General features: G+C 48.4%; 23 protein-coding genes. 18 read left to right on the forward strand and 5 right to left on the reverse strand.

The window, feature by feature from the left end; all coding sequences use genetic code 11:
* Positions 1–49: 49 nt before the first annotated feature.
* From ACKU40_RS01150 to ACKU40_RS01165, 4 genes are all read left to right on the forward strand, one after another.
* On the forward strand, positions 50–1750 hold the full coding sequence (locus ACKU40_RS01150; protein WP_320174712.1) for an ATP-binding cassette domain-containing protein: 1701 nt from the start codon (positions 50–52) through the stop codon (positions 1748–1750).
* On the forward strand, positions 1747–3039 hold the full coding sequence (locus ACKU40_RS01155; RefSeq protein WP_320174713.1) for an HlyD family type I secretion periplasmic adaptor subunit: 1293 nt from the start codon (positions 1747–1749) through the stop codon (positions 3037–3039). The genes ACKU40_RS01150 and ACKU40_RS01155 overlap by 4 nt, the downstream gene beginning before the upstream one ends.
* On the forward strand, positions 3036–4445 hold the full coding sequence (locus tag ACKU40_RS01160) for a tetratricopeptide repeat-containing glycosyltransferase family protein (protein ID WP_320174714.1): 1410 nt from the start codon (positions 3036–3038) through the stop codon (positions 4443–4445). The genes ACKU40_RS01155 and ACKU40_RS01160 overlap by 4 nt, the downstream gene beginning before the upstream one ends.
* Positions 4446–4566: 121 nt before the next feature.
* Positions 4567–5571, forward strand: coding sequence for a chemotaxis protein (locus ACKU40_RS01165; RefSeq protein WP_320174715.1), 1005 nt, complete (start codon positions 4567–4569; stop codon positions 5569–5571).
* On the opposite strand, the gene ACKU40_RS01170 is transcribed toward ACKU40_RS01165, so the two are convergent.
* Positions 5568–6248 carry a Crp/Fnr family transcriptional regulator gene (locus tag ACKU40_RS01170; protein WP_320174716.1) on the reverse strand — a complete coding sequence of 227 codons (681 nt, stop codon included), beginning with the start codon at positions 6246–6248 and terminating at the stop codon, positions 5568–5570. The two genes, ACKU40_RS01165 and ACKU40_RS01170, sit on opposite strands and share 4 nt — an antisense overlap.
* A gap of 110 nt (positions 6249–6358) precedes the next feature.
* On the opposite strand from ACKU40_RS01170, the gene ACKU40_RS01175 reads away from it, so the two are divergent.
* From ACKU40_RS01175 to ACKU40_RS01195, 5 genes are all read left to right on the forward strand, one after another.
* Complete coding sequence (locus ACKU40_RS01175) at positions 6359–6976, forward strand: 4Fe-4S dicluster domain-containing protein (RefSeq protein WP_320174717.1); 618 nt, start codon at positions 6359–6361, stop codon at positions 6974–6976.
* A gap of 28 nt (positions 6977–7004) precedes the next feature.
* Positions 7005–8312, forward strand: coding sequence for a 4Fe-4S binding protein (locus ACKU40_RS01180; protein WP_320174718.1), 1308 nt, complete (start codon positions 7005–7007; stop codon positions 8310–8312).
* A gap of 164 nt (positions 8313–8476) precedes the next feature.
* Entirely contained in the window at positions 8477–8668 is a 192-nt protein-coding gene (locus ACKU40_RS01185) for a ferredoxin (protein ID WP_015852718.1), read from the forward strand.
* A 263-nt stretch (positions 8669–8931) separates the two neighbouring features.
* A complete protein-coding gene (gene hcp, locus ACKU40_RS01190; RefSeq protein ID WP_320176357.1) occupies positions 8932–10533 on the forward strand; it encodes a hydroxylamine reductase in 1602 nt (533 codons plus the stop codon).
* A 332-nt stretch (positions 10534–10865) separates the two neighbouring features.
* Entirely contained in the window at positions 10866–11681 is an 816-nt protein-coding gene (locus tag ACKU40_RS01195; RefSeq protein WP_320174719.1) for a 4Fe-4S binding protein, read from the forward strand.
* Positions 11682–11786: 105 nt separating this feature from the next.
* On the opposite strand, the gene ACKU40_RS01200 is transcribed toward ACKU40_RS01195, so the two are convergent.
* The gene (locus tag ACKU40_RS01200) at positions 11787–12467 is read right to left on the reverse strand and encodes a hypothetical protein (RefSeq protein ID WP_320174720.1); all 681 of its coding nucleotides are present in this window, start codon (positions 12465–12467) and stop codon (positions 11787–11789) included.
* Between the two features lie 185 nt (positions 12468–12652).
* Entirely contained in the window at positions 12653–13480 is an 828-nt protein-coding gene (locus ACKU40_RS01205; protein WP_320174721.1) for a purine-nucleoside phosphorylase, read from the reverse strand.
* Positions 13481–13590: 110 nt separating this feature from the next.
* Between ACKU40_RS01205 and ACKU40_RS01210 the strand changes: the two genes are divergently transcribed.
* The 9 genes from ACKU40_RS01210 (at position 13591) to ACKU40_RS01250 (ending at position 22566) form a co-directional block, all read left to right on the forward strand.
* Positions 13591–14343 (forward strand): MotA/TolQ/ExbB proton channel family protein, encoded by a 753-nt coding sequence (locus tag ACKU40_RS01210; RefSeq protein WP_320174722.1) that lies wholly within the window; start codon positions 13591–13593, stop codon positions 14341–14343.
* A gap of 3 nt (positions 14344–14346) precedes the next feature.
* Entirely contained in the window at positions 14347–15096 is a 750-nt protein-coding gene (locus ACKU40_RS01215) for a flagellar motor protein MotB (RefSeq protein WP_320174723.1), read from the forward strand.
* 133 nt (positions 15097–15229) lie between these two features.
* The gene (locus ACKU40_RS01220) at positions 15230–15595 is read left to right on the forward strand and encodes a PilZ domain-containing protein (RefSeq protein WP_320174724.1); all 366 of its coding nucleotides are present in this window, start codon (positions 15230–15232) and stop codon (positions 15593–15595) included.
* Between the two features lie 19 nt (positions 15596–15614).
* Positions 15615–17033, forward strand: coding sequence for a biotin carboxylase N-terminal domain-containing protein (locus ACKU40_RS01225; RefSeq protein WP_320174725.1), 1419 nt, complete (start codon positions 15615–15617; stop codon positions 17031–17033).
* Between the two features lie 30 nt (positions 17034–17063).
* A complete protein-coding gene (locus tag ACKU40_RS01230) occupies positions 17064–19316 on the forward strand; it encodes a carboxyl transferase domain-containing protein (protein WP_320174726.1) in 2253 nt (750 codons plus the stop codon).
* Between the two features lie 202 nt (positions 19317–19518).
* The gene (locus tag ACKU40_RS01235; protein ID WP_320174727.1) at positions 19519–20169 is read left to right on the forward strand and encodes a biotin attachment protein; all 651 of its coding nucleotides are present in this window, start codon (positions 19519–19521) and stop codon (positions 20167–20169) included.
* Between the two features lie 72 nt (positions 20170–20241).
* Entirely contained in the window at positions 20242–20595 is a 354-nt protein-coding gene (locus ACKU40_RS01240) for a hypothetical protein (protein ID WP_320174728.1), read from the forward strand.
* Positions 20596–20607: 12 nt separating this feature from the next.
* A complete protein-coding gene (locus tag ACKU40_RS01245) occupies positions 20608–21156 on the forward strand; it encodes a single-stranded DNA-binding protein (RefSeq protein ID WP_320174729.1) in 549 nt (182 codons plus the stop codon).
* A 225-nt stretch (positions 21157–21381) separates the two neighbouring features.
* Positions 21382–22566, forward strand: a complete 1185-nt coding sequence (locus ACKU40_RS01250; protein WP_320174730.1) for a GGDEF domain-containing protein — start codon at positions 21382–21384, stop codon at positions 22564–22566.
* Between the two features lie 73 nt (positions 22567–22639).
* Here the strand turns inward: ACKU40_RS01250 and ACKU40_RS01255 are convergent, their stop codons facing one another.
* Together ACKU40_RS01255 and ACKU40_RS01260 are read right to left on the reverse strand one after the other, a co-directional pair.
* Complete coding sequence (locus ACKU40_RS01255) at positions 22640–22978, reverse strand: P-II family nitrogen regulator (RefSeq protein WP_320174731.1); 339 nt, start codon at positions 22976–22978, stop codon at positions 22640–22642.
* Between the two features lie 26 nt (positions 22979–23004).
* Complete coding sequence (locus tag ACKU40_RS01260; protein WP_320174732.1) at positions 23005–24225, reverse strand: ammonium transporter; 1221 nt, start codon at positions 24223–24225, stop codon at positions 23005–23007.
* Positions 24226–24312 lie beyond the last annotated feature (87 nt).

A 24312-nucleotide genomic window follows, 5' to 3' on the forward strand; every position in this document is an offset into this window, starting at 1 on the left:
TTTTCCGGGCAGTTTTTGATTTTTTTACTTTGGATAGGGGATTGGTCACATGAGAGAGTTGTTGAGGAGATTATCGCTACATGCGTTTTTGGCTTTCGAAATCTGCCTCGCGTCTTTTTTTATCAATATACTTTCCCTAGCTTCTCCCATTTTCGTAATTCAGGTCTTGAACCGTTATGTTGGTTATGGTTTTGACGGGACTTTGATTACGCTTACAGTCGGAATGCTCATTGCCGGGGTTTTGAACCATGCTTTTACTGTGGTTCGGGTTCGTCTGGCGTCGGCTGTCAATGTGGGGCCAGACCGTGTGCTTTCCGAGACTGTGCTGGGCTGCCTTGCCCGGGCCAAAATGAGTACTTTGGGCAGGATTCCACCGGCCCGAATTCATGAGCTCATGAGTGGGATACAGGTTGTACAGTCAGGCTATGATGCATCCGTTATATGCTCTGTTCTGGATATGCCTTTTTTTCTTCTTTTTGTGGGTGCTACCTTTTTCCTCAGTCCGGTACTGGCCTTGATCACTATGCTGGCTATCGGGTGTTCCATGCTTGCGGGCTGGCTGAATATGCGTCGCGGCAAGCAGATGAACGATGCCATGCGTAATGAATCAGTTGTCCATCGTGGCAACCTCGCCAATGCCATCAGCGGTGCTGATACTGTCCGAGCATTCGGCGGGCGCGGTCATCTGACCGGAGTTTTTCAGGCACAAATGGACAAGCTGCAGCAGATTAAGCGGGACATGGTTCAGAGTGGAACTCGCGGGCAGGCTGTGTTGCAGAGTATCTCCATGTTACTGCGGGTTTTGATTTATGCTGTGGGCGCACGTGAAGTTGTTGCCGGATCAATGAGCACCGGGGGATTGATCGGTGCTTCCATTCTTTCCGGCAAGGCTCTGGCTGTCTCAGCCTCTTTTATGAAATCGCGGACCATGATCGCTCAGGCCGGACAGATAATGCAATCTTTGCATGAATTCGTCCGCCAGCCCCTTGAATCCGAAACAGGTACAGAACTCAAGGATTACCGGGGTGCAATTGAAATCAAAGACCTCGGCTTTGCCTATCCCGGTTCTACCGGACCTCTTTTTGAAGGTCTGGATGTGAATATTGAACCGGGTAATATCGTAATTGTCACCGGGCATAACGGGGCCGGAAAGACTTCCCTTGTACGATTGCTGCTGGGGCTTATTGATCCCGGCCGGGGACAGATTCTTGTGGGCGGAGTGGATGTCCGTCAGCTTTCCGCACCGTGGTGGCGCAAGCAGGTTATGTACCTCCCGCAGGAACCTACCTTCTTGAATGCAACCATCAGGGAAAATATTTGTCTGAACAGTCCGGGTATGGATGACGATCGTCTGAACCGGGTGGTGGAAATCGCAGGACTTAAAAAATATCTTGATACCAGCGTTCAGGGGCTGGATGCACAAGTGGTAAACGGCGGGGCAGAACTGGCAGTTGGTATCAGGCGCAGGCTTGCCCTTGCCCGTGCTATTTCCGTGCAAGGGGCAGTGGCTGTGCTTGATGAACCTGCCGAGGGATTTGATATCGAAGGGTTGCGGGTTATGGATATGATCATCCAGAGCATGGCTAAGGCCAAGAAAACCTTGATTATTGTTTCGCAGGATATGCGTCTTATGCAGCGTGCTGATATCATTATAGACCTTGGAAACAAGCCGAAACCAAATGTCTTATATCCTAAAAAGGATGTTGCGCCGAAGGGAACTCACTCATCCAAGAGCGGGAGTGCGCAATGAACAGCATGAGCCCTGAATATTCAGGTGAAGTAAAGGCTGCCAGTCATTTCTTTCTTTTCCTGTGCATAGCCATGTGCCTCGCTTTTCTGGCGTGGGCCTGTTATTTCCAGCTGGATATAGTCAGTCAGGCTGAAGGCGAGGTTATTCCCAGCTCAAGGGTCAAGCCCGTTCAGCACCTTGAAGGCGGCATTATCATGAAGATCAATGTTCGCGAAGGTGAGAGGGTGGCCAAGGGGCAGGAGCTTATAGTTCTTGAAGCAACCGCCAGCGATTCCACTGTTGATGAACTTGAGGTTCGAGTCACTTCCCTGAGGGTGAATATAGCCCGTCTGTCTGCTGAGGATAAAGGGCTTGATGCTCCTGATTATCCTAAAGATATTTATGAAAAATTTCCGGCTTTGATTGAGCGGTCCCTGAAACTGTTTCAGACCAGGAAGGCCCGGGTTGAAAGTGACCTGCTTTCCGAGCATGAAAAGATCAAACAGCGCGAGCAGGATATTAATCAGATCAGTTCACGGCAGCGTAACTCCTTGAACAGTCTTAAGCTTTTGCGTGAACAGATTAAAATAAGTGCCGGATTGCTGGAAGACGGGTTGACCTCACGGTACAAGCATCTCGGTTTTCTTAAGGAAGAGTCAAATCTTAAAAGCTCGATTGAAGAGGATTCAGCCAAACTTGCCAAGGCCCGTTCCGCTTTGGCGCAGGCCAAGGCCGACATCGGCGAGATCAGGAACTCCTATCTGGCTTCGGTGCGTGAAGAACTTCAGGAAGCACGAAGGGAATTTGATGAGCTTTCCCAGCGGCTCAGGAAATTTGAGGATAACCTGAACCGGACTATCATCCGCTCCCCTGTGGATGGGGTGGTGAAGACTCTGTACGTGGTCAGCGTGGGCGAAGTTGTGCGCTCCGGGATGACCATCATGGATATTGTTCCGGCCGGGGATAAGCTGGTCATTGAAGCGCGTTTGCCCATCAGTGATATCGGTTACGTTAAGGACGGGCAGAAGGCGGTGGTCAAACTGGCTTCCAGCGATGCTTCCCGATTCGGCAATATTGACGGCAAGGTTGTTAACATCAGCCCGGATGCAGATTCAACTGACCGTGGATTGACCTTTTACAGGGTGCGTATTGAGACTGATAAGGATTTCTTCGAGCACGATGGAAATTACTATAAGCTTTTTCCCGGTATACGGGTAATTGCCGGAATTCATATAGGAACACGTTCGGTGATGGAATATATTCTTGAGCCGTTCATGGGCTCCATGAGCTATGCTATGAGGGAACGATGAGCACAAAAAGCCCCGTCTCCCCGAAAAAGGAAAGTAAGCAGCCTGAATGGATCGATACTGTTCCGCCCAGGGTTAAAGAAATTTTTATTAATGCTGTGAGGGCGCATTCCGCTGGCAATTATGATGAAGCTGTCTCTTTGTATTCCATGGCACTGAGCCTGTTGCCGGACGATCCTGTCCTTTTGGGTAATCTTGGGGTGGCCTTGCGAGCGCAGGATAAATTTAAGGCTGCAGAAGCATGTTACCGCAGGGCAATTGCCGTTAAACCGGACAGTCCCGGTGCATGGAGCAATCTGGGCAACGTGCTGCGCAGGTTGGGGCAGCTTAAGGAATCAGTAGCCTGCCATCGCAGGGCAATTGAACTGGACCGTAAATTTATAGATGCCTATTACAACCTCGGATTAGTTTTGCAGGACCTTGGAAAACTTGACGAATCGATTCGCCTTTTCAATCATTGCCTGAATTTTAAGCCTGACGATCATAGGATTAACTGGGATAAGTCCCTGGCTTTATTGTCCAAGGGAGATTTCATAAACGGTTTTGAGCTTTATGAGTACCGCTGGAAGCGCAAGGAACTGCTTCCCCGACATTTCCGCCAGCCGCTTTGGGACGGCTCCCCTTTAAACGGGAAAAGAATTTTCATCTATCATGAGCAGGGCTTCGGGGATACCTTGAATTTCTGCCGTTACCTTCCGCTTGTTGCTGAAGCAGGGGGGAAGGTTGTTTTCGAGTGTCAGCCGGAACTGGTTTCATTGCTTGAAGGGATAGATGGTATTGAAAAAATTGTCAGCGGCGGTGATAAATTACCTGAATTTGATGTCCAGACCCCGTTGATAAGCCTGCCTAGAATTTTAAAGCATGACCTGAAGTCCATTCCCCGGGAGTGCCCTTACCTCGCCGCTCCGGCACAAGCTGGATTTCCGGTTCATGTCCCTGAAGGAACTAAATTCAAGATTGGAATTGTCTGGGCCGGTAAGCCTACCCATAAAAATGACCACAACCGTTCGGTTAGTATTGAAAATTTCATGCTTTTTGCCGGAATTCCCGGTGTGAGCATTTATTCCCTGCAAAAAGGACCGGAAACAAAGCAGCGTGAAGAATTCGGTTGCGGAGTGCTGGTGCGTGATCTCGGTAACGGCTGTGAAGATTTTGCGGATACGGCCAAGGTTATGGGGCAGCTGGATCTTATTATTACTGTGGATACTTCGGTCGCTCATCTGGCCGGTGCTTTGAATATACCAGTCTGGGTTGCTATTCCTTATAATCCTGATTGGCGCTGGATGCGAAAGCGCAAGGATTCTCCCTGGTATCCCAGTATGACGCTTTTTCGCCAGAAAAGTCCGGGAGACTGGAGTATTGTTTTCAATAACATGCTTGCAGCCCTGAAAGAGAAACTGAAAAGTTAAATATATGGTGATTCGGTGCTTTTTGGACGAGAGTGCTGGACTGAAACTCGCAGGTGCGGTAATTCATGGATCAGGTATAAAAATCGATTAAGTTTAAAGCGAATTGAGGGGATAGCCAGTAATGACGGGGAGTAGAATTCTGCTTGAATCCGGAACCAACGAAGTTGAGCTTCTGGAAGTTTATCTTGATGAGGGTAGTGGAGATAATTACAAACGCTGGTCGTTCGGCCTGAACGTGGCCAAAGTAAAGAAAATTGTCCGCGAAGCGGATCTGAAAAATTTTTCAGGACGCAAGCAGAATGGAAATATACCGAAAGGACCGTCTGAAATTGATCCCAAGAGCCCGTTGGTTTTGGGAATGTTTGAATTTATGGGGTCGGTCATCCCTCTTATTGATCTTAGCGGCTGGTTGCGTATGGAGCCTGTATCCAAAGATCGGCGCATGGTTTTGGTTACTGAATTTAATGAAATAGTCAGCGCTTTTCTTGTTTCCGGGGTTAACCGTATCCACCGTGTAAGCTGGAGCGAGCTTGAATCCCTGCAAGGAAACATGGCTAAGTATGCTGAAGGAACTATTATCGGGACCGTAAAGCTTACCGATCCTGATCGTATTCTGCAGATTCTTGATCTTGAGCAGGCCATGGAAGACCTTAATCCGGCGCGTGACAAGGCCTCCCTTGAAGAAGTGGAAGAGTCTGTGGAATGTGTTTATCAGGCAATATGCGCTGATGATTCCCGCTCCATGCGAAATCTGGTCAAAAATTCGCTGCATCGAGGCGGCTTTGAGGTTGAAGCTTATTCCAATGGGCTTGAAATATGGCAGGCTCTTCAAGAGATATCTGCAAAAGTAGCCAAAACCGGACTGCATGTTTCCGAATTCGTACAACTGGTTGTCTCGGATATTGAAATGCCGGGAATGGACGGGCATGCCCTGACCAAGAGGATCAAGGAAGATATAAACTTGCGTGACCTGACCGTATATCTCTTTTCGTCCCTGATTACTGATGAATTACTTCATAAAGGTGAAGCTGTTGGCGCCAATCGCCAGTATTCCAAGCCCCAGATTGCCACGCTGGTCAAGCAGGCCCGTATGGATTTGGATGAGCTTTATAAATGTAAAGGCTAAAGCTGCTCTTCGCCGCTGGCGATCAACTCCAGCGAGGCTTCATCAATAATTTCAATTTCTTTTCCTTCAACTCTGAGAAGTCCCTGCTCGCTCATTTTTTTGAATACGCGGGACAGGGTTTCCTGAATGGTTCCCAGATAGGAAGCGATCAGGCCTTTGGGCAGGTCCAGCTCCAGCTTGCTGGAATTCTGAGTGGATTTGAGCAGGAGCAGGTAGCTGGCCAGTCTTGCAGGGACTTCGCTGAGGCTGAGTGCAGCCACTTGATTGACCAGCTGACGCAGTCTGCCGGAAAGCAGAGCCAGCATGGACATGGCAAGGTCCGGGTCTTCACGGATTACTTTTTCAAAACGGTCGCGAGGAAAGTAAAGCAGTTTTGATTTGGCAAGTGTCACCGCACTTGCGGGGTAACATGCTCCTTGAAAAACCGGCACTTCTCCGAAAATTTCTCCAGATCCGAAAATATGGATAATCTGTTCCTTCCCGGACAAGGATTCCCGGTAGATTTTAACTTTTCCAGATTTTATGGAATAAAAACCTGTCGCATCACTTCCTGCGCTAAAAATCTGTTCACCTTTCTTTAATTCACGAGGAACGATGATCTGTTCAAGTTTTGCCAGCTGTTCGGCATTGAGGCCTGCGAAAAGGGATATTTTGTTAAGCTCGTGTATCTTTTTCATTACAACATTCTTTTATAATTAATGGTGCCCGGTAAATGACTTAAGTCAGAGTTTGCGAGAATTATATCCTGTATGATTAACTAACTGATAAAATGATGAAAGGAAATAGTATGGATAAAGTATCTGTAATCAATGTCTGCCGGGGAACTTCCGGGGGATGCCGTTTTGCCCTGCATGTGGATGAGGATTTTGCCGAGCGCATTGAAACAGTGATTGAGGAAAGTGACTGGCCTGAATTCCTGCAGCAAAAGTTCGGTGAAAAGATCAACAGGCATAAGTTGGTCAGTGTCAGCGCTGCAGCTTGTCCCAATGGTTGTTCCCGTCCGCATATTGCCGATATCGGTTTGATCAGGGCTTGCGTCCCGGTCATTGATCATGAAGGTTGTATCGGTTGTGAAGAGTGCATACGCAACTGTCCTGACGAGGCCATGGCAATGATTGACGGTAAGGTAGTCATAACCCGTGAGAAATGCCTTGTCTGCGGATATTGCACCAATGTCTGTCCCACGGAAGTGATATCCTGTTCCCGCAGCGGCTGGCGTTTTCTTGTCGGCGGAAGGCTGGGACGGCATCCTCGGCTTGGTATGGAACTTCCCGGAGTATACTCAGGTGATGAAGTCTTAGACTTGATCGCCAGATGCATGAAGCTCTGGATGGATAATTATGTAGACGGTAAACGGTTCGGCTGGATCATGGATCGGGTCGGTCACGATAAAATATTGCTGTAAAATTAATGTCTTCAAGGGTGGCTGTAGTATGGCAGGACTTTTCATAATATCACTTTCATATCTGCTTTTGGCCGCTCATGCCCTGCGTGGTGGAGATGGCGGACTGGCTGTATTTATGATCGGAACTGCCGGAATTGCTTTCAGCCGGGAACGCTGGGCCGGGAATGTCGCAGGTGTTATGCTCGGCTGCGGATCGCTGATCTGGCTGGCTAAAGGGGCCGGTTTGATCAATCTGCGTATCGGCGTTGGCGGGGATTGGGGGCGGCTGGCTGTTATTATGGGCGCGTTGTTCGCTACGACTATTTTCTCTGCCGCCTATTGCTTTTCTCCTGCCGGGCGCGAGCGTTTCAGCCGGAGCAAGGATCAGGGTTGGTTCAGAGCGGCAATCTTCTTAATGACAGCGCTGTTGCTGGAAATTACCCGCAACAAGGTAGCTTTCCCTATTCTTCTTACCGACCGCTTTTTTCCCGGTTGGGGCAGGGCGGAGATATTTTTCTTAGCCTGCTATGCTTCATGGCTCGGTGGAAAAATGTTCAGCCCTGAAGGGGCTAAAGCCATGCGTCCACGTATTTGGGCTTTGTTTTCGCTGGTATTTTTCGGACAACTGGCTCTTGGTCTTGCAGGAATTGAGCAGTTCCTGATGACCGGAAAGCTTCATTTACCTGTTCCTGCTCTAATTGCCGCAGGGCCGGTATATCGCGGTTCCGGTTTTTTCATGCCCATCCTGTTTACCGTATCGGTGCTGCTGGTCGGTCCAGCATGGTGCAGTCATCTTTGTTACATCGGTGCATGGGATGATCAGTGCAGCCGTGTTGGTGATCTTAAGCCTTCCCGTAAATTCAATTCCCGGCTGATCTGGCTGCGTCTGGTTCTGCTGGTGTTGGTGGTTGGTGCAGCGTGGGGGATGCGTACGGCTGGAGTTTCAGTTGCGATAGCGGTCTGGAGTGCAGCTCTGTTCGGTTTAGCAGGAATAGCGGTCATGTTTTGGGTTTCCCGCCGGATGGGCATGATGGTTCATTGCACGGCCTTTTGTCCCATGGGAATTGTTTCCAATCTGCTGGGTCGTATTTCTCCGTGGCGGATGAAAATTTCAGATGATTGCTGCAAATGTATGAAGTGCAGCAAGGCTTGCCGCTATAACGCTCTCAAGCCTGTAGATATCGAGGCCGGACGTCCCGGTATTTCCTGCACCCTCTGCGGGGATTGTCTTTCAAGTTGTTCCAGTTCCAGTCTAGGGTATCGGTTGCCGGTAGTTACCCCCAAAACAGCCCGCATGGTATTTTTAGTTATAGTTATTACTTTGCATGCCTTGTTTCTGGGCGTCGCTCGTATCTAACTCCTCATTAAATTTAAGATTTATACTTTACAATGCTCTATTAGGAATTATTCTTAATAGAGCTAATGTTCTTTGGTTGCAAAAATGGTTTCGAAGGTCTTGTGAGTATGTTAATTTCTTACCTGAACCGTCTGGTTTAGCTTATTAGTATAAGGAGAAATAATATGGGTCGTACTGTAGCTATTGATATTGATGCTTGTATCGGATGTGAAGCTTGTGTTGAAGAATGCCCTGATGTTTTTGCAATGGGCCCCGGAGATCTTGCTCAGGTTACTAATCCCGACGGAGCTGATGAAGAGTGCATTGAGTCGGCAATGGATATGTGTCCTGTAAACTGTATTATTTGGGAAGATTAAAAAAGTCATAAAAAATATCTCCCTTGACCTGAATCAAATACTTTTACCCGTTGTTTTCCTAATTTGGACTCAACGAATGAGAAAGCAATTCTGAATGCGGGGTATCGCGGATGATACACCGCATTCAGGTAAAACTTTAAAAAAGTATTTAACGGGAAGGGAGAAAAATTATGGCATTTGATCTGAATCAAATACTTAAAAAGGTTACTTCGATATTCGGTAATGAAGAAGTAGAAAACCAATTACCTGAAAAGGAGTTTAGAATGTTTTGTAACCAGTGTGAACAGACAGCGAAAGGACAGGGATGTACCGTTAAGGGTGTTTGCGGAAAGACTGATGAAGTTTCTGCGATCCAAGATCTTCTGGTACAGGTTCTCGTAGAACTCGGTACCGTTGCCACCGCAGCTCGCAAGGAAGGCATCGCGGTTTCCAACGAAGTTAACCGCCTCACCGCTGAAGGCGTGTTCTCCACCCTGACCAATGTTAACTTTGATGACGAAAGATTTGTTCCTGTCATTAAGGATGTTGCTGCTGCTCGTGACGAACTGGCTGCCAAGGTCAGTGCAGACTGTGGCAGGCTGACCAAGGTTGCAGGCACCGCTGCTGAACTGAGCAAGCAGGGCGAAGCATTCCCCGTAACTTCCTTTGATGAAAATGAAGACCTACGTTCCTTGAAGCAGATCCTTGTATACGGCCTCAAGGGTGTTGCAGCTTATACTGATCATGCTGCCATTCTTGGTCAGGAAGACGATGAACTCTACGCTCAGATTCACGAAGCTCTTTCCGTAGTTCCGCAGCAGCTCGGCATGGAAGAACTGGTCGGTTGGGCTATGAAGTGCGGTGAAATGAACCTCAAGGCCATGGAACTTCTTGATGCAGGTAACACCGGCGCTTACGGTCATCCGGTACCCACCGAAGTTCCCCTCGGTGCCAAGGCCGGTAAGGCCATCCTCGTTTCCGGTCACGATCTTAAGGATTTGCGCCAGCTTCTCGAGCAGACCGAAGGAACCGGAATCAATATTTATACCCACGGCGAAATGTTGCCCTGTCACGGTTACCCCGAGCTGAAGAAGTTTGACCATTTCTACGGTCATTACGGAACCGCATGGCAGAATCAGGCTAAAGAATTTGCACAGTTCCCCGGTGCTATCCTTATGACCACCAATTGCATCCAGAAGCCTGTTGAAAGCTACAAGGGCAATATTTACACCACCGGTCTCGTGGGCTGGCCCGGAGTTACCCACGTAACCAACGGCGATTTTGCCGAAGTTATCGCAAAGGCTCAGGAGCTTCCCGGTTTTGAAGCTGATACTGACAACGGTAAGGTCCTCTGTGGTTTCGCCCGTAACACCGTGCTCGGTGTAGCTGACAAGGTAATCGAAGGCGTGAAGGCCGGAGCAATCAAGCATTTCTTCCTCGTCGGTGGTTGCGATGGTGCCAAGCCCGGCCGTAACTACTACACAGATTTCGTAGAGCAGGCCCCGCAGGATACCGTTATCCTGACTCTCGCCTGCGGTAAGTTTCGTTTCTTCGACAAGCAGCTCGGCGACATCGGCGGTATTCCCCGCCTGCTGGATATTGGACAGTGTAACGATGCCTACTCCGCAATCCAGATCGCAGTAGCCCTTGCCAATGCATTCGAATGCGGCGTCAACGACCTGCCCCTGTCCCTGATCCTCTCTTGGTACGAGCAGAAGGCAGTATCCATTCTGCTGACCCTGCTGCACCTCGGCATCAAGGACATCCGCCTCGGACCCAGTCTCCCGGCATTCGTGACACCCAACGTGCTGAACTTCCTCGTTGAAAACTTCAACATTATGCCTATCAGCACCCCTGAAGAAGATCTCAAGGTAATTCTCGGTTAATTGCCTCCGGCGGCTGGGGAAGGGGAACTTTTGGGAAAAGTTCCCCTTCCCCAGACCCAATCCCTTCAAAACTTTTTAATAAGCTTCGCCCTTGTTTCCGGAAGACTTTTTACTTCAACTACAATTTATTTTTACCCGGCAGAGCGTTGTTTAAAGTTTAATACAAATTTCCGTCTTGGTTTTATTCCCAAGGCACAATTGAAGAATTACAAACAGACTAAAACCTACTAAAAGGTTTAAGTCCTCCGGCAGGATTGCCGAAGGCAGCTTAGATAAAAAGCGCGGAAGAGCATTAAATCCTAAGCCTCGCAGGGGCGCAGGAGGATAATAAAATGAAAGTATTACGTAAGATGATTAGTATAGATGAAGAGTTGTGTGACGGTTGCGGTCAGTGTGTACCGGGCTGTGAAGAAGGCGCATTGCAGATTATTGACGGCAAGGCCAGGCTTGTTGCTGAGAAGTACTGTGACGGCTTGGGTGCCTGTCTGGGTGAATGTCCCACAGGTGCTCTGAAGGTCATTGAAGTGGAAGCCGACGACTTTGATCCTGAAGCAGTTAAGGAACTGCTGACTGAACAGGGCCGTGCGGTTCCCAATCACATGCCTGATCCCAAGAGCCTGCATCTGAATGGTCCCAAGGCCAAGCCTGCTTCCGGCGGTTGCGGCTGTGCCGGGTCTAGGATTGAGGCTTTTGCTCCGGCAGCTTCTCCTTGCCAGCAGGCCAATGTGCCGACTGAAGCAGAGGCCGGACCTTCGCAACTGACCCACTGGCCGATCCAGATTCGTCTGGTGCCTGCTGATGCTCCGTTCCTTAAGGGTGCTGACCTGTTGCTGACTGCGGATTGTGTTGCCGTTTCACTTCCGGGGTATCATGAAAGATTTCTGCCCGGTAAGAAGGTGCTTATGGGCTGCCCGAAGTTTGATGATGTGCAGCTTTACGTACAGCGTCTGTCCGAAATTTTCAGCGTGAGCGGTATCAAGTCCATCACCGTGCTGGAAATGGAGGTTCCCTGCTGTTCCAATTTCAGCAGAATTGTGGCTGCAGCTCTCAAGCAGGCCGGGGCAGATATCCCGGCAGAAAAGATTATTGTAAAGCGTACCGGTGAAATCAAGGCTAAGACAACCCTTGACCAGCCTGTACCTCTCTAGGATTCGCTAAAGAAGGATTCATCTACCTCCTTTGACTATATAAGCTGAAACGGGGCATCTCCGAGTTGTTTGGAGATGCCCCGTTTCTATTTGAAAAAGACTGTTTTAATTCATAATATCCTGCTCAAAACCGGGCTGGTTGTTGGATTGATCCGGCACGTATTGCGGCTGGGCAGAAGATTGAGCCGGAGTGCGTTTCTCATATGGCCCGGAGGTGTTGACCATGGGGTAGATATCCGGTTCTTCTTTGATGGGCAGCAGGGATTTGGTCTTGGAATTGAGTGGCACGGTCCAGTCCCATGATCCAAGAATTTCACCGTCAGCAATTGTTGAAACTGCAGCGGTAACAAAAATTTGTTCCTTGCCGACGGAATATGCTCCGGCGAGCACGCATTTTTCCGGCGGGGCGAGGTCTTCATCAAGGGCGGCCATGGGAAAGCGGGAGCTGTCAGCAACAATGGCGAATCCTTTCTGGGCAATGCGGGAGGCAACCTGTTCGGTGACAACCTTGGCAAAGTCTGTCTGCAGGGTACTGCCGCGCAGCCTGAACATAGATACGGTGATGGGGGAACCCGGAGGCAGCCTTTCTTCAAGCTGGTTAGAAATCTGATCCCCGGCTTTGTAGTTCAATTCTACCATGGGGGTATTATCTTCCTTGAAAAACGGTCCGGTTGTAGGCCGCTTGCCGAGATAGTCCAATGTCCGCTCTTTATAGCCCGCTGAACATGCGCCAAGGGCCAGAAGTGCGGCCAGTGCCAGTATCAAGCTGATTGTTCTGCCTTTCATGAAAGTTCCCTGTTTTAAAATATAAGTAATATTGCAATAGTTTGCTGACGCAAAGTTGAATGCAATGAAAATGCCACGGAGTAAAAGAATCGCTTAAACAGCCTTTTGTCCCCGTGGCATTTGTATTTGTGATGGCAAAACCGGGCAGATAAAGCCGGAAAAATGGCAATCAGAGCCTGTCAGGATCAATCCAGCCGGGAAATAATTTCTCTGATCAGGGTGGACATGGCTGCTGAAGATTTAGCTGCCTGTTCGATCACGGCTTCATGGGTTGTCTCAGCCATGCAGTCCGGCAGGTTTTTGTTGGTCAGGCAGGCAATCCCCATTACCTTGATGCCCATATGCACGGCGGCAATGGCCTCAATGGCGGTGGACATGCCTACTGCATCGGCCCCCAGTCTCTTGAACATACGGGTTTCGGCCGGGGTTTCAAGGTTTGGACCGGTTACCTGTACGTAAACACCGCGTTCAAGGCGCACTCCTTTGTCCTTGGCTGCAGAAACGGCGATGGCACGCAGTTCATCACAATACACTTTACTCATATCCGGGAAGCGGACTCCCCATTCGTCGTTGTTGGGACCGGTGAGCGGGGAGTGGCCTGTGAAATTGATCTGGTCGGTGATCAGCATGAGGTCGCCGGCATCAAATTGCGGATTGAGTGCTCCGGCGGCGTTCGTAATGAAAATTCGTTTTATGCCCAGCTCTCCCATAACCCGTACCGGAGTGCAGGCTTCTGCTGCGCTGTATCCTTCGTAAATATGGAAACGTCCGCTGAATACAAGTACAGGTTTTCCTTCCATAAATCCGTAAATAAGACTGCCGGAATGCCCCTTAACTGTGGACTGCGGGAATCCCGGTATTTCCGAGTATGGAATTTCAATGGCCGAATCCAGCTTTGTGATGGCTTCGCTGAGACCGGAACCGAGAATGATCCCGGTGGCGTTAGTTTGAAAATTATCTATCTTTTCTAGTATATGCCTGCTAATAGTATGTATAGATTCCGGGGAGGTCATAGGTTGTTTTACTCGTAGTTTCGGGTTTAATGTACGGATGGTGCATAAAAATGCGCCGAGTTACCTCTATCATCCGTCTTAACTAGTAACTTAAAAGAGAACGGGATTCTATGGATTTTTCCACTTTAATCGGGATGCTGGTCGGGCTTTCCCTTGTTGTCGGTGCTATCTTTATAGGTGGGGCTGTTGATGTATTTGTCAACGTTCCCGGTATGATGATTGTTATCGGCGGAACTTTGGCCTCTATCTGCGTTGCTTTTCCTTTTGAAGAAGTTCTGCAGGCCATGGTTGCAGGGTTCAAGGCCTTTTCTTCCAGAAAGGTCAAAGTAAACGAAGTAGTGAACATCATGGTTAAGGTTGCTGAAATCAGCCGCCGTGAAGGTTTAATCGCCCTTGAGAATGTCCAGACGGAAAACGTTGTTCTGCGCAAATCATGTCAGTTGATCGCGGATAACGCCGATCCTGAGCTTATCCGGGCTACTTTGCAGATTGAAATTTCAGCCATGAAAAGACGGCATAAAATCGCTCAGGACGTATACAAACGTCTCGCCGGTCTGGCACCTGCGTTTGGGATGCTCGGTACTCTGATCGGTCTGGTTCAGATGCTGTCCAACCTGCAGGATCCGGCATCCATCGGTCCTGCAATGGCTGTAGCAATCCTGACTACTTTTTACGGTTCCCTGCTGGCGACTCTGCTTTTTATTCCAATCGGAGCAAAGCTTAGGGCCAGAACTCTTCAGGAACAGCTGCATCTTGAAATTATTTTTGAGGGTGCCAAGTCCATTCTTGAGAATAATAACCCCCGTCTGGTTTACGAGAAACTTTCTTCGTTCCAGGCTCCCAAGGACAGATCCGGAGATTAAGTCATGGATGATGAACTCCTGAAAGGTTCGTTGCTTGTGGAAGAAGAAGCTGAAGAGGATGATTCCAATGAGTGGATAACCACCTTCGCTGATTTATCCATGCTGTTGCTGGTTTTCTTTATCCTGCTTTATTCCATGTCCGAGATTGATGCTAAAAAGTTTGATATGACATTCCAGTCGGTCAGCAAATCCATCAGCGGGAAACTGCAGAAGATTGCTACCAGCAAGGTCTCCCGTGAGGAAGCCGGGGCCATTCTCAATCAGGTAGTTACCCGCAGACAGATTATCAAGGCTCAGCGGAAGGTCTTCGAAGATGTGAAATATCTCCAGACCACTAAAGGTGTGGAAGGGATCATGAGCGCCAAATTTGAGGATGGGAAAATCACTATCAAGCTGCCTTCTGATGTGCTTTTTAATCCCGGGCAGGTCCAGCTGAGTGCAAAAGGGCAGTCCGCTATAAAAGCCTTGAAGAACTTTTTTATCAGCCATCCTGATCAGTACATTAATATTAAAGGATATACTGATGATACTCAGCCCAGCAGTAATAGCAGGCTGAAAGACAACTGGGAAATTTCATCTTTGCGTGCGGTAAATGTGTTACGTTACCTTATGAAATTAGGAATTAAGCCGAATAGGCTTACCGCGACCGGGCTTGGGGAAATGGATCCCCTTGTCCCTAATAATTCGAAGCGGAACCGTCAACGTAACCGACGGGTCGAGTTTGTTCTGGATAAGATTATGACCGGACCTTAAGCTCGCGGTTATTAAAGATTAACAGAATTATGATTTCACTCTCAAAGTAAACGTGGTTTTATTTTTGGGAAAAGATTTTTAGATTATTGTTTTCTCAACGGTGTTAACCAGTTGAATGTGATTGGAGAGAAGAATGGATATTTCATTCGATAGCAGTTCGGCAAGAGGAGCTTTCCGGACCAGTCTTCCCGGACTGGCTCTCAGGATTGAAGGTTATCCTTCCACTTATAGCGTGAAGGATTTCAGTGTTAACGGTCTGGCTTTTTCTGCCGGCAACGATAGTTTTGAGGTGGATCAGCAATTCAAGGTTGATTTTGTCCTCGGCAAAAAAGAACTTTTGACCGGACTTGATATCAAAGTGGTGCGTGATATCGGCAAAGGGTTGATGGGCTGTATTTATGTCGATCTGGATAAGTATCAGGAAGCACGTCTTGATAAGCTGGTTTTGGAAGTCCAGAAACGAATGATCCTGCTGCGCAAGAAAAAAGGCGCTTCCTGATTTCAGTCGGTGATTTACTGTGTACAAAGGTGAACATAAGGTCCTTATCGCCAACCGTGGTGAAATTGCTATCAGGATAGCCAAAGCCTGTCTGGAACTTAATCAGAATTTTATCTGCGTCTATACTGAGGCGGATAGTGAAAGCGGTCATGTGCGTTTTGCGCGGGATAATGGTGGCGAGAATAGTCTTTTTTGCATCAGTTCATACCGTGATGCCAATGAAATTTTCAGTGTTGCGGATCAAAGCGGAGCCTCGGCTATTCATCCGGGATACGGCTTTTTTGCAGAGGATTTCAGGTTTGCGCGTCGGGTGGTGAAGAGGGAAAAACCGCTGATATTTATCGGGCCGTCGTGGCGGGTAATTCAGGAATTGGGTGACAAGATAAATACAAAACGTCTTGCACGCAGTTTGGGAGTACCAACCGTTCCCGGGTCCGACAGTCCTATTTATGATGAACTTGAGGCTGTCGAGCTTGCCGACAGCCTTTTCGCTTTTCAGAGGGAGCAGGGATTTCAGGCCCCGGCCATCATGGTCAAGGCATCTGCCGGTGGCGGGGGGATGGGCATTGAAGAAGTCAACGATCCTGATGAATTCCGGTCCGTATACCGCCGTATTCGCAATTACGCCAAACGTCAGTTCAATGATGAAGGCGTGCTTATCGAGCAACGTATCTACGGTTTCAACCATCTTGAAGTTCAGGTTGTTTGTGAAAGGAGCGGGCATAAACATGTTCATTTCGGGACCCGAAACTGCTCGGTGCAGAGCAGTGGCAATCAGAAACGGATTGAAGTTGCCCCCGGATTCGCGCCTGAAGAGATTCACTATATTTTTAATGCGTCCGGGGTACTGGACAGCATAACTGAACATTCCCTGTCCATGGCCCGGGCCGTTAATTATGATAACGTGGGTACGTGGGAATGGATTGTTACCCCTCGCGGCGAGCCTTTTCTTATGGAGGTCAACACCCGTATTCAGGTTGAGAACGGAGTTTCCGCTGCGATCTCGGCAATTAAGGGTGAGCGCAATGTGGATATCGTGCGCGAGCAGGTTCGCCTCGGACTTGGCGAATCCTTGGGCTATGCTCAGGATGATGTCGATCTTTCCGGAGCAGCCATTGAGTACCGCATTATCGCCGAGAATCCGGATAATGATTTTGCCCCGTGGGTAGGTACCATTGAGAAATTCGGTTGGCAGGATAAGGAGTGGCTTGAGGTTTATACTCAGGTACCCACTGACCGTCCGTATGAAATCCCCACTGAATTCGACCCCAACCTAGCCTTGGCGATTGTCCGTGGAGATAATCTGGAGCACGCCAAGGAGCGTGGTGTTAAATTTTTAAAGGGCCTGATTCTGCAAGGGCAGGACCGGGCAGGACGTAAGCTTGAGTCCAATATTTCGTATTTGATTGATAAAAGTTCAGGTTTGTTGGAATTTTAGCATTTTATGCTGAAATAATTCAGGATTTGTATGAATATCGATAAGCGCATTGACGCCCTTTCTGAAAGGCTCAACTATATTAAGGATATTTTCGGAAATCTCGAAAATGCCAATATTTCCATGCTCGGTTCAGAGCTGGATGAGTTCCGTGGTTTGCGCGGGACCATTTCAAGCAAAGATTCCCTGAGCAAGCTTGCCCGCCTAGAGGATCTGTTTTCCTTTCTCGAATCCAAGTTGGAAAAAGAGCTTACTCCCATGGACCGGGTGCGCATTGTTCGTCATCCGCAGCGCATCTGCCTGACCGATATTCTGGAAAATGTTTACGACAACTACACCGAGCTTGGCGGGCTGGGCGAGTTCAGTATTGACCCTTCCATGCTCATTGCTCAGGCCTACATTACCAGAAGGGTGGGGCAGAAAGTTGTCCACCAGCCGGTTATGGTTATTGGGCAGGAGAAAGGGCACGGGCAGGAATTCCGCAACGGCGGATCAGCCAAACCATGGGGTAATGCCAAGGCTTTGCATTACATGAAGGTTGCGCAGGCCGAGGGCATTCCTATCCATACCTATATTTTTACCCCCGGCTCATACCCTATCGAGGATTACCCTGGAGCGGCACAGCAGATAGCCAAAAATATTTATGAGATGGGCAGGATTGATGTGCCCATTATTTCCGTTATTTCCGAAGGTGGGTCCGGCGGAGCTGAAGCCATCGGTCTTGCCGACCGCAGGCTCATGCTTTCGCACGGGTATTACTCGGTAATTTCCCCGGAAGGAGCGGCGGCCATTGAAGCCAATCTCAAGGGCGGCAAACGGGTAGATAGTGTGCTGATCGGAAATTGTGCGCGCAAACTCGGTATTACTGCCGAGGAAAACCTGAATATGGGTTACATTGATCGCGTGGTGAAAGAACCTAATCTCGGGGCGAAGCCTGCCAGTTATGATTTTTTTCGCACCCTGCGTTCCGAGGTGATCCGGGCCACTAACGAAGTTTGTATTTCCGTGAAGGGGCTCAAACTTTTCCGGGCTATGGCTCTCAAGCAGAAGGGACCGGAAGAGGGTGAGGATGTCTTCATGCGCTGGGCCTTGAGCTCCCGTGCCCGTTCAAGGCTGGTTGAGAAGCGCTATGAGAAATTTCGTAACCTTTCCACATCTGCATACATGGACCAGCGCTCCTTGTTCCTGAAGATGGGGGCGGCTGTTCAGGGTGTGGCTTGGTCTACTAAATCGCTTTTTGTCTATAACCTTGTGGGGCGCACTGTGCGTGCTGCCAAACAGGGAATGGAAGAGATTCAGGCCGAGGCCCATCTTGTCAAGGAACGTACCGCAAGGCTTCTGACGAAAAACAGTGCAGAGAATGGCTCGGCGGTTAAAATTTCAAGCGATGTACGTGACAAACTACTTTGTCTTTCCACTTCTGACCAGTCTCCATGTTTTGAAGAAGGCCGCTGGAAATACAGTAGTCCCAAGTGCAAGGATGACCGTACTTTTACCTGCCCCAACTCAGCGACAGAGGGGTGCCTTGATCTCTGGGCGCCGGATTTGTTCGGAGATTTTGCCGGGGTCTGCAGTAATTGCGGGCACCATTTCCCGATGGAATATCAATGGTATCTGTACAATGTTTTCAACTATGCCGATGGTTTTGAATTCAACTCCGGCATTGAATCTGCCAACCCGCTGGGCTACGAAGGTTTTGATCTCAAGCTCGACGAAGCCCGCAAGAAAACCGGGCTGCGTTCTTCCTGCATAACTTTTGAAACCCGCATGGACGGGATCAATGCCGTGGTCATTTGCCTTGCTGCTCCGTTCAGGGGCGGTTCTGTGGGCGCGGCTGAAGGTGAAAAGATCATCCGTGCTGCTGAAAGGGCTCAGCGCAAGCAGCTGCCGCTTATTTTTTATGCTCATGGAACTGCCGGAATCCGTATTCAGGAAGGGACCAACGGGGTGCTTCAAATGCCTCGCTGTACCATGGCTTTGCGCAAGTATGTGGATGCCGGAGGCTTATATCTGGTGATCTACGATACCAATTCATATGGTGGTTCCGTGGCAAGTTTTCTGGGATGTTCACCTTATCAGTTCGGAATACGCTCTTCCAAGATCGGTTTTGCCGGCCCAAGGGTTATTACCGAAACGACCGGGATTCCCGTACCGCCTAATTATCACAATGCATGGAATGCACTTGCACGCGGACATATTCAGGGAATCTGGGATCGGCGCGAAATGGGCCGGAATATCGGTAAGGCGCTTATGACCATGGGTGGCCGTAATTTGTATTATAGATAAATATACCTACATTTGTGTAGGTGCTTATCGTAAAGTGTTTTCTGTGTTAGGGAGTTTCGCAGCAGGTTGACTTTGCCTGATAATGTCTGCAAATTGCCCGAACCGGATGCCGGGCTCAAGGGATCCGGTTTTTAAATGTAATAATAATGACCTCCGTCCAATGTGGCGGGATATAAGTAAAAATAATCTAGAGGTTAATATAATGCTGAATATTAAGGAAATGCTTGAAGGTATCAAGGCCTCTCCTTACGAGGAAATTGAAATATCCGTTCCCCACACCGGAACTGTTGAATTCACCGGCCTTAAGGTTGGCGACAAAGTGAAAGGCCCTACCGGTGAATGGAAGGAAAAACCCGGTACCGTACTGGCTAAACTTACTCGTGAGCGCAATACCAAGAATATCACTGCTCCTGAAAAAGGTGAGATTGTTTCCATCCGTCAGGATCTGGAAGGCAGCTTCGTCGAAGCTGGAGAAGTATTGATCAAGATCCGCCACTTCCTTTCTAAAGAGGAAGTAATTCAGCTGATCCTCAAGAAAGCCCTTTTCCTGTTCAATGCTCCGGAAAAAGCAAAGTACTACTTCACTCCTGAAGTTGACGCCAAGATCAAGGGGTCCGGCGAGCGTTCCGTTAAGGTTACCGAAGGCATGGACCTGTTCATTGTTTCCCGCATGAAAAGGGAAACCCCGCTCAACTACAGCGGTCCCGAAGGTCTCATTTATTCCGTATACTTCAATAACGGTGACAACGTTGACGCTGCCCAGCCGCTGATCGGTGTTTGTCCTGCAGATCAGCTCAAGCAGATTCAGGAAGTTGTCAACCGTGTTCAGAGTGAATGGGAAGAGGTTGATTAATAAGAGCTTTTGCGTTTTTGCATGTTGCCATTGACGGACTCTTTTTTTCCGTATTATTAAAGGATTTTTCGCATGGGAAATGTGCTCCAAATCAGGGTTATGGCCCGTACATATGATGAAGCCGAAGTTGAGAAGAACTGGCCTTATCTGGTTAAGACCGCTTGGGAAGAACCGCAGCCCGCAGGGCGTCCGCACGGGGTTATCGAACTTGTCGAGGACCTTAAGGACCGTCTTGAGCTGGGTATGATCCCGGAAGAAAAAGCCGAAGCCATGGCCGAATCCATACGTAAGGCATATGACCTTAAGTTGCGTATGGAAAAAGCCCTTGGCGACTGGAAAGCTTCGGAAGCCAATACCATCAGCTATGATCTTGAAGATGAGCTGAGTGTTGCGGAAAAGATCGCTTCAAAAAGAAAATTCAGATAAATGGGGGCCTAGATGGCAGGAAGCATGAACAAAGTAATATTGATAGGACGTCTCGGGCAGGACCCGAAACTTTCATACACAACCTCCGGTCAGGCCTTTGCCAACCTTTCTGTAGCTACCGATGAAGGCTACAAGGACCGCAATTCCGGCCAGAAAGTTGATAAAACCGAATGGCACCGTGTTGTTGCATGGCGCCAGACTGCCGAGTTCGCAGGTAAGTACCTTTCCAAGGGCCGTCTGGTCATGGTTGAAGGCAAATTACAGACCCGTAAATGGCAGGACCAGAACGGTCAGGACCGCTACACTACTGAAATATTAGCCAATAATATTCAGGGCCTCGACAGCAGGCAGGAAGGCGGCTATCAGGGCCAGCAGCAGAATGGATACCAGCAGCAGGGCGGCGGTCAGTATAACAATCAGCAGCAGGGCGGCTATCAGGGCCAGCCTCAGCAGCAACAGTACAACAACCAACCCCCTCAGGGCGGCGGTTATCCGGATGATGAAGATCTCGGTCCCGCATTCCCTTCCGAAGCAAGCGGAATGGACGAAGTTCCGTTTTAAGGGCTCGTATATAGAGAATTATCCAGTATAAATAAAAAGGACTTCGGCCAGTATAAAGCTGTCGGGAGTTTTAGATTTCAGGGAGTGGTTTTTTACCACTCCCTTTTTTTGCGTTTTGTCAGGCGAGTATTCCCTGACGTTCTGGTTGAAAATACTTATGACATTTTGCCCGGATAAATGGTAATGTAAAAGAACTGAGAAGTAGGTTGGGGCAAGTAATTATAAGTGCGGAAGACAGATGAATTTGATGCAAAGCAAAAAAGTCGGGTGCGTATGAATGATTTTAATGCCGGGCGACAGTCAAGATATTTAATGGTTGTATCTTTGACTCTTTTGCCAATTTTATCATTGGTCTTGATTACAGTATTTACATTTTTTCATCCTATCTTTGAAAAGATGGAATTCATCGCAGATACTATATATGAAGAAATACGCCCAGTGAGAGTTTTGCAGAAGGGTTTGATGGTTTCCATGATGGCCCCTAATGATTATTTACTTCATGGAAATATGGATGAAAAGAAGATTTGGGAGCAGTCGAAAGATGAAGTAAATCATTATTTCAAAGTATTAATTGAAAATCCTGCTTATGCTGATGAAAAAAGCAGGTTGCTTATCCTGAAACAGGAATGGGTCAATTGTATGCTTTTGGGTGACCAGATTTTTCAGGTAAAAGTAGTTGGGCTTATTTCCAGGCACTCGGCAGAATTGATGGAGGCGTTTGACCAGTGTGTAGAAAATATTTCATCGGATTTAGATAGTTTTGCTGAGTATAGAGAGGAATCAGTAAGCGGGGCATACAAATCCATACACGAGCTTAAAACCAAAACAATTATTGCTACATTGGCAGCAATTTTATTGGGAATGATTTCCGGGGTCGTGGGGAGTATATGGCTTGCAAGAAATAGAAGTAAAATGATCGAATTCGTAACAAGGGATGCCCTTACCGGAGCATATAACAGACGGGCATTGGATGAGGCTCTTCATAGGTTGAATGGAGACAAGAGTGCTTTCGCTGCTTTGCTTTTGGATCTTGATAATTTTAAGTCAGTTAATGATACACACGGTCACGATGCAGGTGATTTAATACTCAAATCTTTTGTTGAAGAAACGAAAAAGGTGTTGCGGACTGATGATCTGTTTGGGAGATACGGCGGCGAAGAATTTTTGATATTGCTTTATAATACCAAACTTGAGCATGCTGTTACTCTTGCTGAGCGGATCCGGCAATCAGTTGAATCAAATGCGGTCTTTTTGCCTTCCTCCGGCGCACATCATTCATTGACTGTCAGTATAGGATGTGCAGCAAGTGATGGAAGTAAGCCAAGTGAAGAAACCGTCAGGATGGCGGATAAGGCTATGTATAAGGCAAAACAATCCGGGCGAAATCAGGTCAGGGTTGCAGAATCCTAGAAGAAAGAACAACTCCCCGGTGCTTTGCCAGGCATCGGGTAGTTGTTCTTTCTGTCGAGATTTGTAAGGGGGATTACAGAGCGTCCGGTCCGGATTCTCCGGTTCTGATACGGATTACTTCTTCTACCGGTGAGATGAAGATTTTACCGTCACCGACCTGACCTGTGCGTGCTGTTTCAGTCACAGCCTCCAGAACTTCGCTTACGATATCTTCATCAATTACAATTTCGATTTTGATCTTAGGTAAAAAATCGACCTGATATTCAGCTCCGCGGTATACTTCTTTGTGTCCGCCCTGACGTCCGAAGCCTTTCACGTCGGACACAGTCATTCCTTTGATGCCTATTTCGCTCAGGCATTCCTTTATTTCTTCAAGTTTAAAGGGCCTTATGATTATTTCAACTTTTTTCATTGGTTGCTCCGTCTTAAGAATGAAGATTAGTTCTGGTATGCGCTTTCGCTATGTTCGCTGGTGTCCATGCCTTCTTCTTCAGCTTTCTGGTCCAAACGCAGCGGCGAAACAGCGTTGATGACTTTGAGCAGTATGTAGCTGATAACAAGGGTATAGCCACCGACAATAAAGATACCTTTGAACTGGGCGATCAGCAAGTTGATGTTGCCGTGGATAAGTCCGTCTGCGCCCCCCGGGTTGATGGCCGTGGAGGCGAAAATACCAAGACAGATTGTTCCGGCCAGTCCGCCTACGCCGTGGATTCCTACGACATCAAGGCTGTCGTCATATCCAAAACGTGATTTTGCCATGACTGCTCCGTAACAGATAAGTCCTCCAAGGAGGCCGATAATTACAGCTGAGTTGGGGCTGACAAATCCTGCTGCCGGAGTGATTGTGGCAAGTCCAGCGATTGCTCCGGAAGCTGCTCCAAGCGAGGTTGGTTTGCCGCTGTGAATCCATTCTATCCCGCACCATGCAGCCATTCCAACCATACCTGCGATGTGGGTTGCCACGAATGCTCCCCCTGCTATGCCGTCAGCTGCAAGGGCGCTTCCTCCGTTGAAGCCGAACCAGCCGAACCAGAGTAGTCCTGTTCCCAACAGGGTCATGGGGAGGTTGTGGGGGATAAACATGCGTTTGCCGTATCCGTTTCGCGGCCCGATAAAGATACAGGCCACAAGAGCTGCTACACCGCAGGTTAAGTGGACAACCAGCCCTCCGGCAAAGTCGAGTACACCCATGTCTGCAAGAAAGCCTCCGCCCCATATCCAGTGGCAGACCGGGTTGTATACCAAGATGGACCAGAGCAGACTGAATACAATGAACGGAGCGAAACGGACTCGCTCGGCAAATGCACCGGTGATAAGTGCGGGAGTGATCACTGCAAACATGCACTGGTAGATCATAAACACAATCTGCGGAATAGTGGTGGCGTATGTCTCACTGGGGGCGGCGGTTACGCCGTTCAGGGCAAAGTAGGACAGGTTGCCGATGATACCGCCGATGTCCGGTCCGAAAGACATGGTGTATCCGAGATAAATCCATTCAACGCTGATAACTGAGATCATGATAAAGCTTTGCATGATAGTTCCCAGAACGTTTTTACTGCGGACCATTCCAGCGTAAAAGAGTGCAAGTCCGGGAGTCATCAGCAGGACTAATGCTGCTGAAACGAGAATAAATACTGTATCACCAGTGTTTATCATTATTACAGCTCCTTTTTTGTGTATTATGTGGGGTGATTTTGTTGTGTCTGGATTTTTTTGACAAAAATGTATTAGTGTGAAGCTTCA

It is taken from the genome of Maridesulfovibrio sp. (genome assembly GCF_963666665.1).
GTDB lineage: Bacteria > Desulfobacterota > Desulfovibrionia > Desulfovibrionales > Desulfovibrionaceae > Maridesulfovibrio.

Bases quoted from the DNA above. Each gene is read 5' to 3' on its own strand.
- ACKU40_RS01260 (WP_320174732.1), bottom strand. From the start codon at position 24,225: ATGATAAACACTGGTGATACAGTATTTATTCTCGTTTCAGCAGCATTA.
- ACKU40_RS01160 (WP_320174714.1), top strand. From the start codon at position 3,036: ATGAGCACAAAAAGCCCCGTCTCCCCGAAAAAGGAAAGTAAGCAGCCT.
- ACKU40_RS01230 (WP_320174726.1), top strand. From the start codon at position 17,064: ATGAATATCGATAAGCGCATTGACGCCCTTTCTGAAAGGCTCAACTAT.
- ACKU40_RS01215 (WP_320174723.1), top strand. From the start codon at position 14,347: ATGGATGATGAACTCCTGAAAGGTTCGTTGCTTGTGGAAGAAGAAGCT.
- ACKU40_RS01220 (WP_320174724.1), top strand. From the start codon at position 15,230: ATGGATATTTCATTCGATAGCAGTTCGGCAAGAGGAGCTTTCCGGACC.
- ACKU40_RS01150 (WP_320174712.1), top strand. From the start codon at position 50: ATGAGAGAGTTGTTGAGGAGATTATCGCTACATGCGTTTTTGGCTTTC.
- ACKU40_RS01185 (WP_015852718.1), top strand. From the start codon at position 8,477: ATGGGTCGTACTGTAGCTATTGATATTGATGCTTGTATCGGATGTGAA.
- ACKU40_RS01210 (WP_320174722.1), top strand. From the start codon at position 13,591: ATGGATTTTTCCACTTTAATCGGGATGCTGGTCGGGCTTTCCCTTGTT.
- ACKU40_RS01200 (WP_320174720.1), bottom strand. From the start codon at position 12,467: ATGAAAGGCAGAACAATCAGCTTGATACTGGCACTGGCCGCACTTCTG.
- ACKU40_RS01205 (WP_320174721.1), bottom strand. From the start codon at position 13,480: ATGACCTCCCCGGAATCTATACATACTATTAGCAGGCATATACTAGAA.
- ACKU40_RS01195 (WP_320174719.1), top strand. From the start codon at position 10,866: ATGAAAGTATTACGTAAGATGATTAGTATAGATGAAGAGTTGTGTGAC.
- ACKU40_RS01165 (WP_320174715.1), top strand. From the start codon at position 4,567: ATGACGGGGAGTAGAATTCTGCTTGAATCCGGAACCAACGAAGTTGAG.
- ACKU40_RS01245 (WP_320174729.1), top strand. From the start codon at position 20,608: ATGGCAGGAAGCATGAACAAAGTAATATTGATAGGACGTCTCGGGCAG.
- ACKU40_RS01235 (WP_320174727.1), top strand. From the start codon at position 19,519: ATGCTGAATATTAAGGAAATGCTTGAAGGTATCAAGGCCTCTCCTTAC.
- ACKU40_RS01240 (WP_320174728.1), top strand. From the start codon at position 20,242: ATGGGAAATGTGCTCCAAATCAGGGTTATGGCCCGTACATATGATGAA.
- hcp (WP_320176357.1), top strand. From the start codon at position 8,932: ATGTTTTGTAACCAGTGTGAACAGACAGCGAAAGGACAGGGATGTACC.
- ACKU40_RS01255 (WP_320174731.1), bottom strand. From the start codon at position 22,978: ATGAAAAAAGTTGAAATAATCATAAGGCCCTTTAAACTTGAAGAAATA.
- ACKU40_RS01170 (WP_320174716.1), bottom strand. From the start codon at position 6,248: ATGAAAAAGATACACGAGCTTAACAAAATATCCCTTTTCGCAGGCCTC.
- ACKU40_RS01175 (WP_320174717.1), top strand. From the start codon at position 6,359: ATGGATAAAGTATCTGTAATCAATGTCTGCCGGGGAACTTCCGGGGGA.
- ACKU40_RS01180 (WP_320174718.1), top strand. From the start codon at position 7,005: ATGGCAGGACTTTTCATAATATCACTTTCATATCTGCTTTTGGCCGCT.
- ACKU40_RS01155 (WP_320174713.1), top strand. From the start codon at position 1,747: ATGAACAGCATGAGCCCTGAATATTCAGGTGAAGTAAAGGCTGCCAGT.